The organism is Streptomyces sp. NPDC054847 (genome assembly GCF_053610925.1).
In genome coordinates this window covers 1-16563 of the sequence record NZ_JBSGZJ010000125.1, presented here as the reverse complement: position 1 = coordinate 16563, position 16563 = coordinate 1, and the positions used below count along the sequence as shown (strand labels likewise).

General features: G+C 69.4%; 10 protein-coding genes. 3 read left to right on the top strand and 7 right to left on the bottom strand.

Annotated features, from left to right (window positions below; all coding sequences use genetic code 11):
• Window positions 1-82 precede the first annotated feature (82 nt).
• Together ACWGH4_RS15465 and nrdR are read right to left on the bottom strand one after the other, a co-directional pair.
• Window positions 83-2974, bottom strand: coding sequence for a vitamin B12-dependent ribonucleotide reductase (locus tag ACWGH4_RS15465; protein WP_453460476.1), 2892 nt, complete (start codon window positions 2972-2974; stop codon window positions 83-85).
• 168 nt (window positions 2975-3142) lie between these two features.
• On the bottom strand, window positions 3143-3655 hold the full coding sequence (gene nrdR, locus ACWGH4_RS15460; RefSeq protein ID WP_453460473.1) for a transcriptional regulator NrdR: 513 nt from the start codon (window positions 3653-3655) through the stop codon (window positions 3143-3145).
• Window positions 3656-4218: 563 nt separating this feature from the next.
• Here nrdR and lexA point away from each other — a divergent pair.
• Window positions 4219-5004: a transcriptional repressor LexA gene (gene lexA, locus ACWGH4_RS15455; protein WP_189474654.1), complete on the top strand. Its 786-nt coding sequence runs from the start codon at window positions 4219-4221 to the stop codon at window positions 5002-5004.
• A gap of 89 nt (window positions 5005-5093) precedes the next feature.
• Here lexA and ACWGH4_RS15450 read toward each other — a convergent pair whose 3' ends face one another.
• The 5 genes from ACWGH4_RS15450 to ACWGH4_RS15430 all read right to left on the bottom strand — a co-directional run bounded on the left by ACWGH4_RS15450 (window position 5094) and on the right by ACWGH4_RS15430 (window position 13518).
• Window positions 5094-7064 carry an ATP-dependent DNA helicase gene (locus tag ACWGH4_RS15450; RefSeq protein ID WP_453460469.1) on the bottom strand — a complete coding sequence of 657 codons (1971 nt, stop codon included), beginning with the start codon at window positions 7062-7064 and terminating at the stop codon, window positions 5094-5096.
• 52 nt (window positions 7065-7116) lie between these two features.
• A complete protein-coding gene (locus ACWGH4_RS15445; protein WP_453460479.1) occupies window positions 7117-8982 on the bottom strand; it encodes an IucA/IucC family protein in 1866 nt (621 codons plus the stop codon).
• Window positions 8983-9206: 224 nt separating this feature from the next.
• Window positions 9207-9905: a GNAT family N-acetyltransferase gene (locus tag ACWGH4_RS15440; RefSeq protein ID WP_453460466.1), complete on the bottom strand. Its 699-nt coding sequence runs from the start codon at window positions 9903-9905 to the stop codon at window positions 9207-9209.
• A gap of 278 nt (window positions 9906-10183) precedes the next feature.
• The gene (locus ACWGH4_RS15435) at window positions 10184-12112 is read right to left on the bottom strand and encodes an IucA/IucC family protein (RefSeq protein WP_453460463.1); all 1929 of its coding nucleotides are present in this window, start codon (window positions 12110-12112) and stop codon (window positions 10184-10186) included.
• 29 nt (window positions 12113-12141) lie between these two features.
• Entirely contained in the window at window positions 12142-13518 is a 1377-nt protein-coding gene (locus ACWGH4_RS15430) for a diaminobutyrate--2-oxoglutarate transaminase family protein (protein WP_453460460.1), read from the bottom strand.
• A gap of 321 nt (window positions 13519-13839) precedes the next feature.
• Here ACWGH4_RS15430 and ACWGH4_RS15425 point away from each other — a divergent pair, with 321 nt between their 5' ends.
• Complete coding sequence (locus ACWGH4_RS15425) at window positions 13840-15015, top strand: trypsin-like serine peptidase (RefSeq protein ID WP_453460457.1); 1176 nt, start codon at window positions 13840-13842, stop codon at window positions 15013-15015.
• 313 nt (window positions 15016-15328) lie between these two features.
• Window positions 15329-16495, top strand: a complete 1167-nt coding sequence (locus tag ACWGH4_RS15420; protein ID WP_441266675.1) for a trypsin-like serine peptidase — start codon at window positions 15329-15331, stop codon at window positions 16493-16495.
• The last annotated feature ends 68 nt before the right edge of the window (window positions 16496-16563 follow it).

The following is a 16563-nucleotide window of genomic DNA, read 5'->3' as shown; positions in this document are numbered from 1 at the left end:
GAGGCCGGTCCCCTTCTCAACTGCTGGTCAGCGCCGTGTGCTCGCTACGCCGGACACCGCGTCGACGTAGCTTCGCCCAAGGTCAGCTGCAGCCGCTCGTCGAGCCGCAGCCCTCGCAGATGTAGCACGAGCCTGCGCGCTGCATCTTGGTCCCGCAGGAGAAGCAGAGCGGGGCGTCGGCGCTGATACCGAGCTGCATCTCGACGAGCTCGGCGGAGGTGTGCGCCTCCTTCGGCGCCGGGATCTCCGCCTGCGGGGCGGTGACGGCCTTCAACGACTCCTGCTGCCGGGGAGCGGACTGGGCCAGCGCCTCGACATCCATCTCGTCGTCCTCGAGCGACGGCTCGTAGGAGCCGGTCTCCAGGTGACGCTGACGCTCCTCCGCGGAGTGGATACCGAGGGCGGACCGGGTCTCGAAGGGCAGGAAGTCCAGCGCCAGGCGGCGGAAGATGTAGTCGACGATCGACTGCGCCATCCGCACGTCCGGGTCGTCCGTCATACCGGCCGGCTCGAAGCGCATGTTGGTGAACTTCGAGACGTAGGTCTCGAGCGGAACGCCGTACTGCAGGCCGACAGAGACGGCGATCGAGAAGGCGTCCATCATGCCGGCGAGGGTGGAGCCCTGCTTCGACATCTTCAGGAAGACCTCGCCGAGACCGTCGTCGGGGTAGGAGTTGGCGGTCATGTAACCCTCGGCGCCGCCCACGGTGAACGAGGTGGTGATCCCAGGGCGGCCCTTGGGAAGGCGCTTGCGGACCGGTCGGTACTCGACGACCTTCTCGACCGCCGCGCGGATGGTCTCCTCGGTCTTCTGCGTGACCTCGGTCTTCTCCTGCTCCTTCTTCTTCGCGGAGAGGGGCTGGCCGACCTTGCAGTTGTCGCGGTAGATCGCGAGCGCCTTGACGCCCATCTTCCACGCCTCGAAGTAGACCTCTTCGACGTCCTCGACGGTCGCCGTCTCCGGCAGGTTGACCGTCTTGGAGAGCGCGCCGGAGATCCACGGCTGGATCGCGGCCATCATGCGGACGTGGCCCATGGCGGAGATGGAGCGCTCACCCATGGCGCAGTCGAAGACCTCGTAGTGCTCGGTCTTCAGGCCGGGCGCGTCGATCACGTTGCCGTGGTCGGCGATGTGGGCGACGATCGCCTCGATCTGCTCCGGCTGGTAGCCGAGGCGGCGCAGAGCCTGCGGGACCGTGCCGTTGACGATCTGCATGGAGCCGCCGCCGACGAGCTTCTTGAACTTGACCAGGGCGAGGTCGGGCTCGAGGCCGGTGGTGTCGCAGGACATCGCGAGACCGATGGTGCCGGTGGGGGCGATGACCGACGCCTGGGCGTTGCGGAAACCGTTCTTCTCCCCGAGGCGGATCACGTCCTGCCAGGCTTCCGTGGCGGCGGCCCAGATCGGGCTGTCCAGGTCGTCCATCCGGACGGCCACGGTGTTGGCGTCGGCGTGCTGCTTCATGACGCGCTTGTGGGGCTCGGCATTGCGCGCGTAGCCGTCGTACGGGCCGACGACAGCGGCGAGCTCGGCGGAGCGCTTGTACGAGGTGCCGGTCATCAGCGAGGTGATGGCGCCGGCGAGGGCACGGCCGCCGTCGGAGTCGTACGCGTGCCCGGTCGCCATCAGGAGCGCTCCGAGGTTGGCGTAGCCGATGCCGAGCTGGCGGTAGGCGCGGGTGTTCTCGCCGATCTTCTGCGTCGGGAAGTCCGCGAAGCAGATGGAGATGTCCATCGCCGTGATGACCAGCTCGACGACCTTGCTGAAGCGCTCGACGTCGAACGACTGGTTGCCCTTGCCGTCGTCCTTCAGGAACTTCATCAGGTTCAGCGAGGCGAGGTTGCACGAGGTGTTGTCCAGGTGCATGTACTCGCTGCACGGGTTCGAGCCGTTGATGCGGCCGGACTCGGGGCAGGTGTGCCAGTGGTTGATCGTGTCGTCGTACTGGATGCCCGGGTCGGCGCAGGCCCAGGCGGCCTCTGCCATCTTGCGGAAGAGCGACTTGGCGTCGACCTCCTCGATGACATCGCCGGTCATCCGGGCGCGCAGGCCGAACTTGCCGCCCGTCTCCACGGCCTTCATGAACTCGTCGTTCACGCGGACCGAGTTGTTGGCGTTCTGGTACTGGACCGACGTGATGTCGTCGCCGCCCAGGTCCATGTCGAAGCCCGCGTCACGCAGGGCGCGGATCTTCTCCTCTTCCTTCACCTTGGTCTCGATGAAGTTCTCGATGTCGGGGTGGTCGACATCGAGGATGACCATCTTCGCCGCACGGCGGGTGGCACCGCCCGACTTGATCGTTCCTGCGGACGCGTCGGCGCCGCGCATGAAGGAGACCGGTCCGGAGGCGTTGCCGCCGGAGGACAGCAGTTCCTTCGAGGAACGGATACGGGAGAGGTTCAGGCCGGCGCCGGAGCCGCCCTTGAAGATCATGCCCTCTTCCTTGTACCAGTCGAGGATCGACTCCATGGAGTCGTCGACGGACAGGATGAAGCAGGCGGAGACCTGCTGCGGCTGGGGCGTACCGACGTTGAACCACACGGGCGAGTTGAAGCTGAAGATCTGGTGCAGGAGGGCGTACGCCAGCTCGTGCTCGAAGATCTCGGCATCCGCGGGCGAGGCGAAGTAGTTGTAGTCCTCACCGGCCTTGCGGTAGGTCTTCACGATCCGGTCGATGAGCTGCTTGAGGCCGGTCTCGCGCTGCGGGGTGCCGACGGCCCCGCGGAAGTACTTGCTGGTGACGATGTTGACCGCATTCACCGACCAGAAGTCGGGGAACTCGACGCCACGCTGCTCGAAGTTCACCGAGCCGTCACGCCAGTTGGTCATGACGACGTCACGGCGCTCCCAGACCACCTCGTCGTACGGGTGCACGCCGGGGGTGGTGTGGACGCGCTCGATACGCAGGCCCTTGCTCGCCTTGGATCCCTTGGCTCGGGACCCTCGTGCCGGGCCGCTCGTCGTCTCGGTCATGCCGCCTCCCATATACGGGCAAAAACGCCCTGAAGTGCCCAGATCTTCCCGGGGCACGGTTTGTGTCTGTTGCTCTGGCACCACGCACAGCACCCATGAGCAGGTCATTTGCCGCCTGAGCCGGCCGGCGGCCCCTTCGCGGGGCCCTCTCCGTCCAGCCTCTGCCGATCAGTCGGCGGCGGTGGCGGGAACAGGAAGCTCTGCGGCCCCGCGGTTCCCGCCTTCCTCGGCAGGTGGCCGCCCATCGCGGAGCTCCGCGATGGCGGCCTCGAAGTCTTCGAGAGAGTCGAACGCCCGGTAGACGGACGCGAAGCGCAGGTAGGCGACGAGGTCGAGCTCCTGCAGCGGGCCCAGTATGGCCAGCCCTACGTCATGGGTGGTCAGCTCGGCGCTGCCGGTGGCGCGCACGGCCTCCTCGACCCGCTGCCCGAGTTGGGCGAGAGCGTCCTCGGTGACCGGCCGGCCCTGGCACGCCTTGCGCACGCCGGAGATGACCTTGGTGCGGCTGAAGGGTTCGGTCACACCACTGCGCTTGATCACCATGAGCGATGCGGTCTCGACCGTCGTGAAGCGGCGGGCGCAGTCAGGACACTGCCGGCGCCGCCGGATCGCCGTTCCGTCGTCGGTGGTGCGACTGTCGACGACGCGACTGTCGGGATGCCTGCAGAAAGGACAGTGCATGGCCCCCAACCCCTCCTTCACAGCACGACCGAATAGCCTCTGGAGGCCGGATCCCAGCCCCTCGAAGCAGCCCCAAGCATAGGCGATGCCCTCGGCCTCGGAGCACCGGGGACACAACTTCTGGGTGGCTGACCCAATCCAACCACTAGATCTGGTGGTGTGACGCAGACACAGGTCGCTACGCGTGTCGCGCCGGACATCGTCGCGCGAAGGCACCGGAGCCCTGCGAAGCGGAGCGTATCGGCCGCCGCACGCTGCGCGCGGGGCAGCGTCGACCGGCGCAGGGAAGGGCGACACGGGCGCGCCGGATCCAGGCTTCGGGACGGCAGGAATGCGAAGATGCAGCGGTCTCACGGACCCCGCCCCGGCCGCCGCCGACGGCGAAGGCTACCGTGACGACATACCGCAACGGCTACCGCTCCCGGTTCGATCGTTCGCACATACACCCAGCAGAATGCCCAGGTAAGGCAATCTGCAATTTTTCACTCGAACGTGTGTTTGGCGCAACCTTTCGAAAGCAACTACCGTTGTCAAACTAGGGAGACCATTCGAGAGGGGCCGACGTGACCACCACCGCCGACAGTGCCACCATCACTGCCCAGGACCGCTCACAGAGCCGATTCGAGCCGGTGCAAGCCATGAATGACGCAGCCACAACCCCGGAGGGGCCCAAGCCCGGCCGCTCGCTGCCCGGCCGACCTCCTGGCATCAGGGCGGACAGCTCCGGCCTCACGGACCGGCAGCGGCGCGTCATCGAGGTGATCCGCGACTCCGTCCAGCGGCGGGGCTACCCGCCGTCGATGCGTGAGATCGGCCAGGCGGTCGGACTGTCGAGCACATCGTCGGTGGCGCACCAGCTCATGGCCTTGGAGCGCAAGGGCTTCCTGCGCAGGGACCCGCACCGCCCCCGGGCGTACGAGGTCCGCGGCTCCGACCAGCCCAGCACCCAGCCCACGGACACCACCGGCAAGCCCGCCGCCTCATATGTCCCCCTTGTCGGCCGCATCGCGGCCGGTGGCCCCATCCTCGCCGAGGAGTCCGTCGAGGACGTCTTCCCCCTGCCCCGCCAGCTCGTCGGCGACGGTGAGCTCTTCGTCCTGAAGGTCGTCGGAGACTCCATGATCGAAGCCGCGATCTGCGACGGGGACTGGGTGACCGTGCGACGCCAGCCCGTGGCGGAGAACGGCGACATCGTGGCAGCCATGCTCGACGGCGAGGCCACGGTCAAGCGCTTCAAGCGGGAGAACGGCCATGTCTGGCTCCTCCCCCACAACGCCGCTTACCAGCCCATCCCCGGCGACGAGGCGACGATCCTCGGCAAGGTGGTGGCGGTGCTGCGACGGGTGTGACCACACCCTCCGGCCCCAGACCGGACCCCGGGATCCACTGCGCCGGTCCCGGGGTCCTGCTCATGTGTACGAGCAGGACCGCTTCGGCCCTACTTCCCCTCCTGCTTCGCCGCCGCGTCGATCGCGGCCAGTGAGCGGCGTACCTGATTGCGATCCGTCGTGTACCAGAAGTCGGGCAACGAGGCGCGCAGGTAACTGCCGTAGCGGGCGTTCGCCAGCCGCGGATCGAGCACCGCGACCACGCCCCGGTCCCCTGTGGCCCGCACCAGCCGGCCCGCACCCTGAGCCATCAACAGCGCGGCGTGGGTCGCCGCCACAGCCATGAACCCGTTGCCGCCGGCCTCTTCGACCGCCTTCTGGCGGGCGCTCATCAGCGGGTCGTCCGGACGCGGGAACGGAATCCGGTCCATGACGACGAGCTGACAGCCGGGTCCGGGCACATCGACGCCCTGCCAGAGCGACAGCGTGCCGAACAAACACGTCTCCGCATCCCCGGCGAACGTCTTGATCAACTCACCGAGCGTCTCCTCGCCCTGCAGGAGGATCGGCTTGTCGAGTCGGCCGCGGAGCTCCTCGGCGGCGGCCTGGGCGGCCCGCATCGACGAGAAGAGGCCGAGCGTGCGCCCTCCGGCGGCCTCCACCAGCTCGGCGAGTTCGTCCATCATGTCGCCCCGGGAGCCTTCGCGTCCCGGAGTGGTGAGATGGCGTGCGACGTAGAGGATGCCCTGCTTCGGATAGTCGAAGGGCGACCCGACGTCGAGCCCCTTCCACTGCGGCACGTCCTCTCCCCCGATGCCTTCAGGAGCAAGGCCCAGGGAGGCCCCGACCCCGTTGAAGTTACCACCGAGCTTGAGCGTCGCGGAGGTCAGCACCACCGAGCGCTCGGAGAAGAGCTTCTCCCGCAGCAGCCCGGATACGGAGAGCGGCGCCACCCGCAGGGACGCCCCGAAACGGTCGTGCCGCTCGTACCAGACCACGTCGTACTCCGAGCCATGGCTGATCCGCTCGGCGACGGCGTGGACATTCTCGACGGCGGCCAGGGCCTGCTTGCGCACGGCGTTCTCGTCCTGGACCGACTTGTCCCTGGTGGCCCCGATCGCGGTGATCACTGTGCGGGCCGCGTCCCTCAGCGCCATCAGCGCATAACCGAGATCCTCCGGGATCTCCTCGAGACGCCCCGGGAGAGCCAGCTCCATGAGCTTCTCGAACGACTCCGCGGCGGTCTGGAGAGCGTCCGCCGCCTTCTCGTTGACGAGCTTGGCGGCGCGGCGCACTGCGCGGTTGACCTGGCCCGGAGTGAGCTCGCCGGTGGCGACCCCGGTGACGCGCGAGACGAGCTCATGGGCCTCGTCGACGATGAGCACCTCGTGCTGGGGCAGCACCGGCGCGCCTTCGATGGCGTCGATCGCGAGGAGGGCGTGGTTGGTGACGACGACGTCCGCGAGCTTGGCACGCTCACGCGCCATCTCCGCGAAGCACTCCGCTCCGTACGCGCACTTGGAGGCCCCCAGGCACTCGCGTGAGGAGACGGAGAGCTGGTTCCAGGCGCGGTCGGAGACGCCCGGAGTCAGGTCGTCCCTGTCCCCCGTCTCCGTCTCGTCGGCCCAGTCGCGCATACGGAGCAGGTCCTTGCCCAGCTTGCTCGTGGGTGCCGCTGCCTCGAACTGGTCGAAGAGACCCTCATCGTCGTCCTGCGGCATGCCCTCGTGCAGGCGGTGGAGGCAGAGGTAGTTCGACCGCCCCTTGAGCATGGCGAACTCGGGGCGGCGGCGCAGCAGTGGGTGCAGTGCCTCGACCGTCCGCGGAAGGTCACGCTCCACGAGCTGCCGCTGCAGCGCCAGCGTCGCCGTGGCCACGACCACACGCTCGCCGTGGGCCAGGGCGGGAACCAGATAACCGAGCGACTTGCCCGTACCGGTGCCGGCCTGGACCAGCAGATGGGAATCGTCGTCGATGGCCTCGGCAACGGCCTCGGCCATGGTGACCTGGCCTGGCCGTTCCACCCCGCCGACGGCGGTCACGGCGGCGTGGAGGAGCTCGGGGAGGGATGGCTTCGTCATAGCCCGACCACCCTACGGGGCGCCACCGACAACAGGATCACGCATCGGAGCATCAGGCCGACGCCAACGGGTTGGGCACCGTGCCGTGAACGGCGGCGTGCGGGCGCTCGGGGCGGTCCCGGTAACCGTCGAGATGCAGCCGGTTGCGGTTGAGGCACAGCCGCTCGATCCGGGGAGTGAGCAGGTCGAACGTCTCGTAGCGCTCCTTGAGCTCCGGGAAGCGGGCCTGGTACCGGAGGATCTCAGCCCTTACGAGTGAGAAGAACTCCTCCTCCGAAACGTTCAGTTGCTCTTCGCACAGCGGGGCGAGGTAGCGGAAGACGCCCACGAAGAGACCCGAGTGGATGAACTGGGTGAGGAAGCCCGGCTCCTCGGTGAGGAGGATCCGCCGGACGTCGTCCGGCATGGACGCGTGCTCCGGCACAGGCCGGGCGCTCACGTTCACGTCGTCGACGAAGTCCTTGATCGCGAGGCGCACGGGAATGTCGTGGTCGTCGTAGACGACGATGGCGTTCTCGCCGTGCGGGGAGAAGACCGTGCCGTAGCGGTAGAGGAAGTGCAGCAGCGGCGGCAGCAGCGCCGCGAAGAGCCGCCGGAGCCAGACGGTCGGTGCGAGCCCTGACCGGGCGACCAGTTCGGCCGTGAACGCCCGGCCCTGCGGATCCGTGTGGAGGAGCGATGCGAGGGTGCGGGCCCGCTCGCCGGCTTCCAGTCGCGGCTGGAGCGGTTCCCGCCAGATGGCTCCCAGTAGTTCCTTGTACTGGTACGGGACCTCTGCCAGGCGGTCGTACAGCGGATGCTCGACCGTGACGGAGGCGACCTCCCCAAGGAGAACGACCCGGCATTCGTCGCGCAGGAACGGGTCGGCGTCGCGCAGCCCGTGCACCCATGCGGTGACGGCGGGTGCGGCGAGCGTGCGCTCTGTGGGCAGGCCGCGCCAGACCAGGGTGTTCAGGATGGACAGCGGCAGTTTGACGGTGTGGCGATCGGGCCGGTCGACGTTCACGAAGGTCCTGATCGACTGCTGGGGCAGTCGCAGGTCACCGTCGCTGGGGAGGGGCACGATGTCGCCGTCGGCGACGGCGGGCGCGTACAGGGGCAGGATCACCTCGTCCCACTGCCACGGGTGCACCGGCAGGAGCAGGTAGGCGGCGGGATCCAGTCCCTTGGCGCGCAGAGCGTCGGCGAAGGAGTCGCGGGTGGTCCGGTCGAGCTCGCGACGGTAGAGGTCCTCGGCCCGGTCGAGGCCGGCGACGCCGCGGTAGGCGGCCAGGCCGGTCCGCACCGCTATCCACGGGAGGCGTGCGGGGCGGCGGGCTTCCGGTGCCCATCGGGCGGCGTCGCCTGCGGAGAAGCCGATCCGGCCCTTGTTGAGGACCAGCCACGGGTGCCCCGTCTGGTGGCCCTCGAGCTCCGCGTAGCCGAGGTCCGCCAGTTCGGCGGCGGTCAACGCGGTGCCGTCGAGCCGGGTGTCGCTGCTCAGCGTGACGGACATTTCACGCAGCAGGTGACCGAGGGTCGCTCCATCGAGGCCCAGCAGGTTCCTGGCCCGCGCGAGGAAGGCTAGCGGGTCGCTGAACGGACGGCCGTCGCACTCGACAGAGCCGGGATCGACACGCCAGCTGCCGTAGGCGCCGCGGCGTGCGCGGAAGGTGAGCACGCCTGTCGCGTCGATGGGGAAGGTGTAGCGACGGGCCTCGCCGGTGGATCCGGACGCTCCGGACGACGGGTCGGGACCCGGGTCCGGAGCCGGGTCCGGAGCCGCGTGCGGGGCAGGAGCCTCGTCCGGGGCCGCGTGCGGGACGGGGACCGGCTCGATGATCTCTTCGTAGGCGAACTCGCCGATCATCTTCGCGAGGAGGCGGGCAGCGGCCCGGTCCCAGTTCTGCCGGGTCAGGCCCGGCGGCGTGAACGGCACCGCGTGCGGCCGGGCCGCGGCGCCGTTGGCGGCCGCATCGGTTCCGGGGCCGGTTCCGATGCCGGCGGAAGCGGTGGTGGCATCGACGGGCCGGAGACCGGTGGAGCCGGAGCCGGTCGGGACGGAGTCGATGGAGTCGTCGTCGCTGGCAGGGGACTTCGGCACGGGGACTCCTCAGGTGGAACCGATGCGGATCGAGCGGTGTATGTAAGTCAGCGGGTCATTCACAGCAGGTTCCGCAGGGCGCGATCACGGACCATCAGGGCGGCTCGTTTGTCGGGAAGGTCGAGTTCGGCGAAGTAGCGGAAGCCGGAATTGAGAAATGCGGAGACGGAGGGGGTGTTGCGCATGTCGGGCTCGGCGAGCACGCGGGTGCATCGAGGCCGATTGTCGAGAACGAGATCGGATACGGCTCGAAGGAGGACGGACCCGATGCCACGGCCGCGGTCCAGCACGCCGCCGATGAGCAGATGGATACCGGTGTCGTGCGGGCGCGCGGGATAGTGGCGGGCCAGCGGATCGAGGTCGGCCCGGTAGATCTCGAAGTAGCTCATCGGCTTGTCGTCGAGGACGCCGAGGCAGGGGACGCTGCGGCCGTCACCGTCGAGTTGTGCGCGCAAGTGAGCTGCGGTGACGGAGTCGGGTCCCGCCAGTTCCCAGAAGGCGGCGACCCCGGGGTCGTTCATCCACCTGCTGATCAGCGCGAGATCACGTTCGAGGACCACAGGAACGAGTCGGAAGACGCCGACGGGCGTGGCCGCCGGCTCCCAGCCGCCCAGGTTGTCGAGCAGGTCGCCGGCGGCGCCGCCGGCCTTCGCCGGTGCCAGGGGCGCTGCCGCTGCCTGGCCCGGGCCTGACCCGGGAGCCGTTGCCGCGGCCGGGCCGGCAGGCCGTGTCGGCTCCCAGGCCGGTGCCGGCCTCACGGTCGATGCCGACGTCGCGGTCGACGCCGGTGTCTCTGACGCGCTCCAAGTCGGTGTCTCTGACACTGCCGATGCCGGTGTCGGCAGCGCCGGCCCCGACTGCCCGGCTTCGCCGTTCCCACGGAACAGCGTGAGGAAGTCCTCCGGCAACCGCAGGTCGAGCGTGTCCTCCGCGCCCCCTCCCGGCCGGGGCGCGGGTCCATGCCCGCTGTCGGTGTGCACATCGGTGGGCGCCATCGGGGCGCTCTCCTCTCGCGGTTCGGTCGGTTCGTGGTGCCTCAAGATCGGAGGGGATTGGCCATGGTGACGTAGACGGACTGGGTGTCGACCGGGCCGACGAGTTCGTCGAGCCCATGGAGCCGGGTGAGCAGGTTGGCCTTGCAGCGGAGCGTGGGCGTCTCCAGCAGATGGCCGGGCAGTGGTGATCCCATACCGACGGCGGAGGTGAGGAACTGCCGGAAGGCAGCGAGGAGGACGCGTTCGTCGGCGAGGCCCTGAGCTCCGAACGCTCCGATCAGCCCCAGCACGTTGTTGATGCCGAGGTAGTAGGCGAAGCGTTCGTCGGTGACCTCGTCGGACACGAAGGTGTCGCTGTGGGTTCCGATCCCAGGGAGGCGGGAGGCGAGACGCTCGCGGTGCGACTCGCGGAAGTAGTAGCCCTGGTTGTCGCGGTAGCGGCCGCCGGTCGGCCAGCCGTGGGGATCGAGCAGTACGAGCGTGTTCTGTTGATGCGCCTCGAGCGCGATGCCCGCAGTGGCGTCCAGCCACAGCACCGGGCGCACGACGTGGTCGAGGTAGCGAAGGAACCACTCGGCGGCCACAGCCGTGACGGGCCGCCCGGTGTGGGCGGCGAGCCGCTCGACGACGGTGGCGAGGCGTGAGTGCATGCCCACCCGCCCGGGCCACGGCCGGGGAGTGGTCAGCGCCGCTACACAGACCGCGTCGTCCCCGGGGCCGAAGGGGTTGTGCCGGATCATCACGTCGAGCCCTTGCAGGGGTTCGGCCCCGGGTGCGTCGACGGCGAGCCAGGCCGGGTCGCGCACGATGTCGAATCCGGGGTGCGCGGCCCGCCACTGCTCGGCGAGGCCCGCGCGGAGCAGTCGGTGCACCTCGACGCCGCGGTGGAGTTCTTTGCGGAGGTTCTCCCGCCGGGAGTTGGTGATGCGCAGACCGAGGGAGAGCTTGAGCATGGCGGGAGCACCCGGGCGGTGCACGGTGCGGACGGAGGAGGTGGGATACCAGACGTCGCCGCGGGGACCGAGGTCGTGCAGCAGACCCGCGTCGAGGAGGGCGGCCACCTCGGGGCGTTGCCCGAGGTCCTGTGCCTGCCATGGGTGGAGGGGCAGGGCGGCGGTGTTGCCGGGGAGCGTGAGGTCTCCCGCCAGCCGGGCGGTCAGCTGCTCGGCCGTGACGGTGCGGCCCTGCTCGGTCCAGGCGGATTCGGTGGCAAGGAGGGACCGGTCGACGGCCATCCAGTGCAACGGGAAGGAGCCGTACAGCTCGGGCGAGTAGCGCTGTGCTTCGGCCTCGGAGAGTCCTTCACGGCTCTTGGGAGTCGGATGGAGCGGGTGGCCGAGCAGCAGCGACTGCTCGGCGGTGAGGAACAGGTCGGCCTCGGGCGGGGCAGTGGGGCGGGCACGCCGGTCGGCGATGAAGTCGGCGGTGCGGCGGACGGAGTCGGCGACGCGGCTCACGAGGTCCGTGCCTCCGCCATGGCCGGCTTCGCGGCCGAGCAGCGCGGCGACGGTCACGGCGTCGGCCCGGGTGGCCTCGTGCGGACTTCCCTGCAGGGTGGGAGCGCCGAAGCGGTGCCATCCGGTGGCCGACCAGTAGCGGACGGGGACCAGCAGCGCGGTGCCGCTGGCGTCGAGAGGGACGCGCAGGACGTCTTCCTCCGGCCGGGGCAGGCCGTTCTCCCGTACCCAGCAGCGGAGCAGGTTCTCCACGGTCGCCGTGTCCGCGGCGCGGCGCGGATCGGGGTCGTCGAGGTGGTCGTGCTCCACGTCCGGTTGGGCGGATGGCTCCGCCCCGCAGGCGTGCGGAGTGCAGGCTGTCGCCCCGCCGCGCTGCTCGTCGTGCCGCCCGGTCTGGCGTGGCACCGTCGCTGCTTCGATGGTGAGCGGGCCGCTCAAACCGACCTGGCTGCGGTGGTGGCCGGCGGGGCCGTCGATGGACTCGGGCGCATCGGGTACGGGTGTGGGGTTCACGGAGAGCTTCCTTGTGACGTTGTCCGGGTTCAGTGCGACTGCCTGTTGTCGGTACGGCGTTGTGTGGAGCGCTCTGCGGCGGCCAGGGCGTCGGCGAAACGGTCCAGGACGGCCACGGCCTGCTCGTCGGTCAGGGTGAGAGGAGGGAGCAGGCGTACGACACCGGCATGGCGTCCGCCCAGTTCGACGATCAGTCCGCGGTGCAGACACTCCTGCTGCACGGCGGCCGCGAGCCGAGGCGAGGGAGGTGGTACGAGCGCGTCCGGTGCCGCGGAGTCGGCGTCGACGAGTTCGACGCCGATCATGAGGCCCCTGCCCCGTACGTCTCCGATGCAGGGGTGGGCCGCGGCGAGTCCCTGGAGACTCGCCAGCATGCGCGCGCCGAGCGTGGCGGCGCGCTCGGCGAGGCGGTTCTCGCGCACATGGGCGAGGGTCGCCGCTCCGGCGGCCATGGCGAGCTGGTTGCCGCGAAACGTCCCGGCATGGGCACCGGGCTGCCAGACGTCGAGCCCGGAGCGATACACGACGACGGCCAGCGGAAGGGAACCCCCGATGGCCTTGGACAGCACCATCACGTCCGGCACGATCCCGCTGTGCTCGACACCCCAGAAGGTGCCGGTGCGCCCCACGCCGGTCTGCACTTCGTCGGCGATCAGCGGAATGGACCGGTCGGCCGTGATGGCGCGCATCCTCCGCAACCACTCGTCGGGCGCCGGGATCACTCCGCCCTCGCCCTGCACTGGCTCGAGGATCATGCCCGCCGGTTCGGGGACACCGCTCTTGGGGTCGTCGAGCAGGCTTTCCGTCCAGCGGGCGGCGATTTCCGCGCCACGCTCGCCGCCGATCCCGAAGGGGCACCGGTAGTCGTGCGGGAACGGCAGCCGAGTGACCCTCACGTCCGTCGCGCCCCCCGATGCTTCGAGCGCGCCTGCCGTCATGCCGTGGTAGGCGCCCGTGAAGGCGAGGAGGCCGCTGCGGCCGGTCGCGGTCCTGACGAGTTTGAGAGCGGCTTCGACCGCGTCCGTGCCGGCGGGTCCGCAGAACTGGACGCGCGCGTCCTGTGCCAGCGCCCTCGGGAGTGTGGCGAACAGTTCCGTGATGAAGGCGTCCTTGACGGGTGTGGCGAGGTCGAGCACATGCAGCGGGGCACCCGAGTCGATGACCTTCTTGATCGCCTCGAGGACGACAGGGTGGTTGTGCCCGAGCGCCAGGGTGCCCGCACCGGAGAGGCAGTCGAGGTACCGCCGTCCGTCGGCGCCCTCGATCGTCAGCCCCCTGGCCCGTACCGGCACGATGGGCAGCGAGCGCGCATAGGTGCGGGCCGCCGACTCACGGAGTGACTGCCTGCGCAGAATCCCCTCGTGGGTCGAGGTCGGCGCCACCGGAGCAGGTTCGGTCACGGCCACGGCTGTTGATCCTCCGGCTGTCACAGTTGCGTTGCACATCGGTATGGCACTCCTGCGCGTCGCACCGGCGCTGAAGGCTGTCCTTGTGTCCCCCGCACGTACCAACGACGCGAGGGGCCGGGGATCACGGCCGATCGGAAGATCCTTGCGGTGCCGGAACCGTGGACCTGCCGCACGCCGTCCCCATCGGCACCGGCATAGTGGGGGGCGCCTTCCGCAGCGGACTCCACTGCGGCGGGCGGGAGCTTGCTCGTTCCGGAAGTTCCCTGATATTTCCGACAGTTCAGATCAGCAGCACCGAAGTCCCAGGGGGATCAAGAGATGCGACCCATTCGCCCGACGCTGGCAGTGGCCTCCATGGCCGCGGTGCTCGCGCTGGCCGCCACCGCGTGCGGCCCGACCGAGGACAACGCCGGCGACAAGCCGAGCGCGTCGGCCGAGCAGCCGACCGACGACAAGATCACCATTCCGGACGATCTCAAGGACCGCCTCAAGGAGCGCGGGATCGACCTGGACAAGTGGAAGAACGGCGAGTGGAAGAACTGGGACAAGGACAAGTGGCTGCGTGAGGCACAGGACTTCGTCAATCCGATCATCGAGGACCTCTGGGACCCCGACCGGATGCGTGACGCCGAACAGCCGCCCGAGAAGCCGGTCGAGAACGACATCTCCGGCGACGAGGGTGTCACCGATCCCACCCCTGCCCCGGTCGACGCCCAGGCCGTGAAGGCCCCGTACCACGCGAACGCCGCAGAGGCCGGCAAGGTCTTCTTCGACGGCCCGCAGGGCTCGATGGTGTGTTCCGCGACCGTGGTGAAGGACCCCGCCAACCCCGGCAAGTCCAACATGGTGTGGACCGCCGGGCACTGCGTGCACGCCGGCAAGAGCGGCGGCTGGTACCGCAACATCGCCTTCGTCCCCTCGTACAACGACGGGGCGAAGGAGACGGCGGAACTGGAGAAGGCGCCCAAGGAGGAGATCGCTCCCTACGGTGTCTGGTGGGGTGACTGGGCGCAGACCTCCGACCAGTGGATCTCCCAGGGGGCCGCGACCGGCGGCCAGGGCGCTGCATACGACTTCGCCGTCATCCACGTGACCCCGGAGAAGGGCAGCACGGGCAAGTCCCTCGAGGAGACGGTCGGTGCGGCCCTGCCGGTCGACTTCAACGCCCCCGCGGTGCCGAAGATCGACAACATGACCGCCACCGGCTACCCGGCGGCCCCGCCCTACGACGGCCAGAAGCTCTTCCAGTGCGCCGACAAGCCCGGCCGGCTGTCGCTCAGGGCCGAGGAGCCGACGATGTACCGCATCGGCTGCACCATGACCGGCGGTTCGTCCGGCGGTGGCTGGGTCGCGCAGGGCCAGGACGGCAAGCCCACCCTTGTCTCGAACACCTCGATCGGCCCGGTGACGGCCGGCTGGCTGGCCGGTCCGCGCCTCGGCAAGGAGGCCGAGGGCGTCTACAAGGCGGTCAGCAAGAAGTTCGAGGGCCAGTAGGAGAATCCGGGCACGCGAGTGCCCGGGCGCAGTGACGCGGGCAGGGGTCCGGCCGTACGGCCGGGCCCTTGTTCACCTGGTGGTTCTTCACCCTCGTGGAGACTCCGTGGAGTTGGGGCTCCTGCCGGGCTGATGGACCGAGCACCGGCCTAGAGTGGTGCCGCACCCCGAGGCGGCCCCGGAGGCCGCCTTTTTCCATGACACGCTCATGGCAACCAGCTCGGACGCCGCCCTGTCGGCGCGCGTCGCGGCACAGGTGCGAGCACTTCCAGCACATGTCGAAGATTCGAAGCATTCAGGGGGAATCGTTTCCATGCGATCCATACGTCCGTTGCTGGCCACGGCCGGTCTCGTCTCGGCCCTCGCGCTGACGGCGACCGCCTGCGGCCCGAGCGAGGACAACTCGGCCGACAAGCCGGCCGCATCCGCCGCCGCGGACAACGGCGGTGCCGCGCTCCCCGCGGACCTGGCCGACAAGCTCAAGGAGCAGGGCGTCGACCTGGACAAGTGGAAGAACGGCGAGTGGAAGAACTGGGACAAGGACAAGTGGCTGCGTGAGGCCAAGGACTTCGTCAACCCGGTGATCGAGGGCCTGTGGAAGCCCGAGCGGATGACGACGGCCAAGGCACCCGCCAAGACCATGGCGGCCGGTGACATCTCCGGTGACCAGGACGTGACCGACCCGGAGCCGCGCCCCGTACAGGCCGAGCCCGAGAAGAAGCCGTACCACAAGAACGCCGCCCCCGTCGGCAAGGTGTTCTTCGACGCCCCCGAGGGCTCGATGGTCTGTTCCGCGACCGTCGTCAAGGACCCGAAGAACCCTGGTAAGTCCAACATGGTGTGGACCGCGGGCCATTGCGTCCACGCCGGCCAGGCAGGTGGCTGGTACCGCAACATCGCCTTCGTGCCCGCCTACAACGACCAGGGCAAGTCGCCCGCCGCGCTGGAGAACGCGCAGCCGCACGAGGTCGCTCCGTACGGCGTCTACTGGGCCGACTGGGTGGCGACCTCCGCCGGATGGATCGACGAGGGCGGCCCCACGGGCGGCACGGGCGCTCCGTACGACTACGCCGTGATGCACGTGAAGCCGGAGAAGGGCACCAAGTCCCTCGAGGAGACGGTCGGCGTCGCCCTCGACATCGACTTCGACGCCCCCGAGGCCAAGGACATCAGCGCCATGGGCGCCTGGGGTTACCCGGCCGCCCCTCCCTACGACGGCGCCCTCATGCACAAGTGTGTGGACCGGCCCGGACGGCTCTCCATCGCTCCCGGCACTCCGACGATGTGGCGGATCGGCTGCACCATGACGGGTGGTTCCTCCGGTGGTGGCTGGTTCGCGGAGCAGCCGGACGGGAAGCTCGCGCTGGTCTCCAACACCTCGATCGGCCCGGTGACTTCGGGCTGGCTGGCGGGTCCGCGGCTGGACCAGAACGCACAGCAGCTCTACGCCATGATGAGCGAGAAGTTCGCCGGCCAGTAGCTCCGGCAGGCCTCCCGCGCGGTCAGTGAGACGCCCGCAGTGCACGAAGGCCCGCCCCCGTCGGGGGC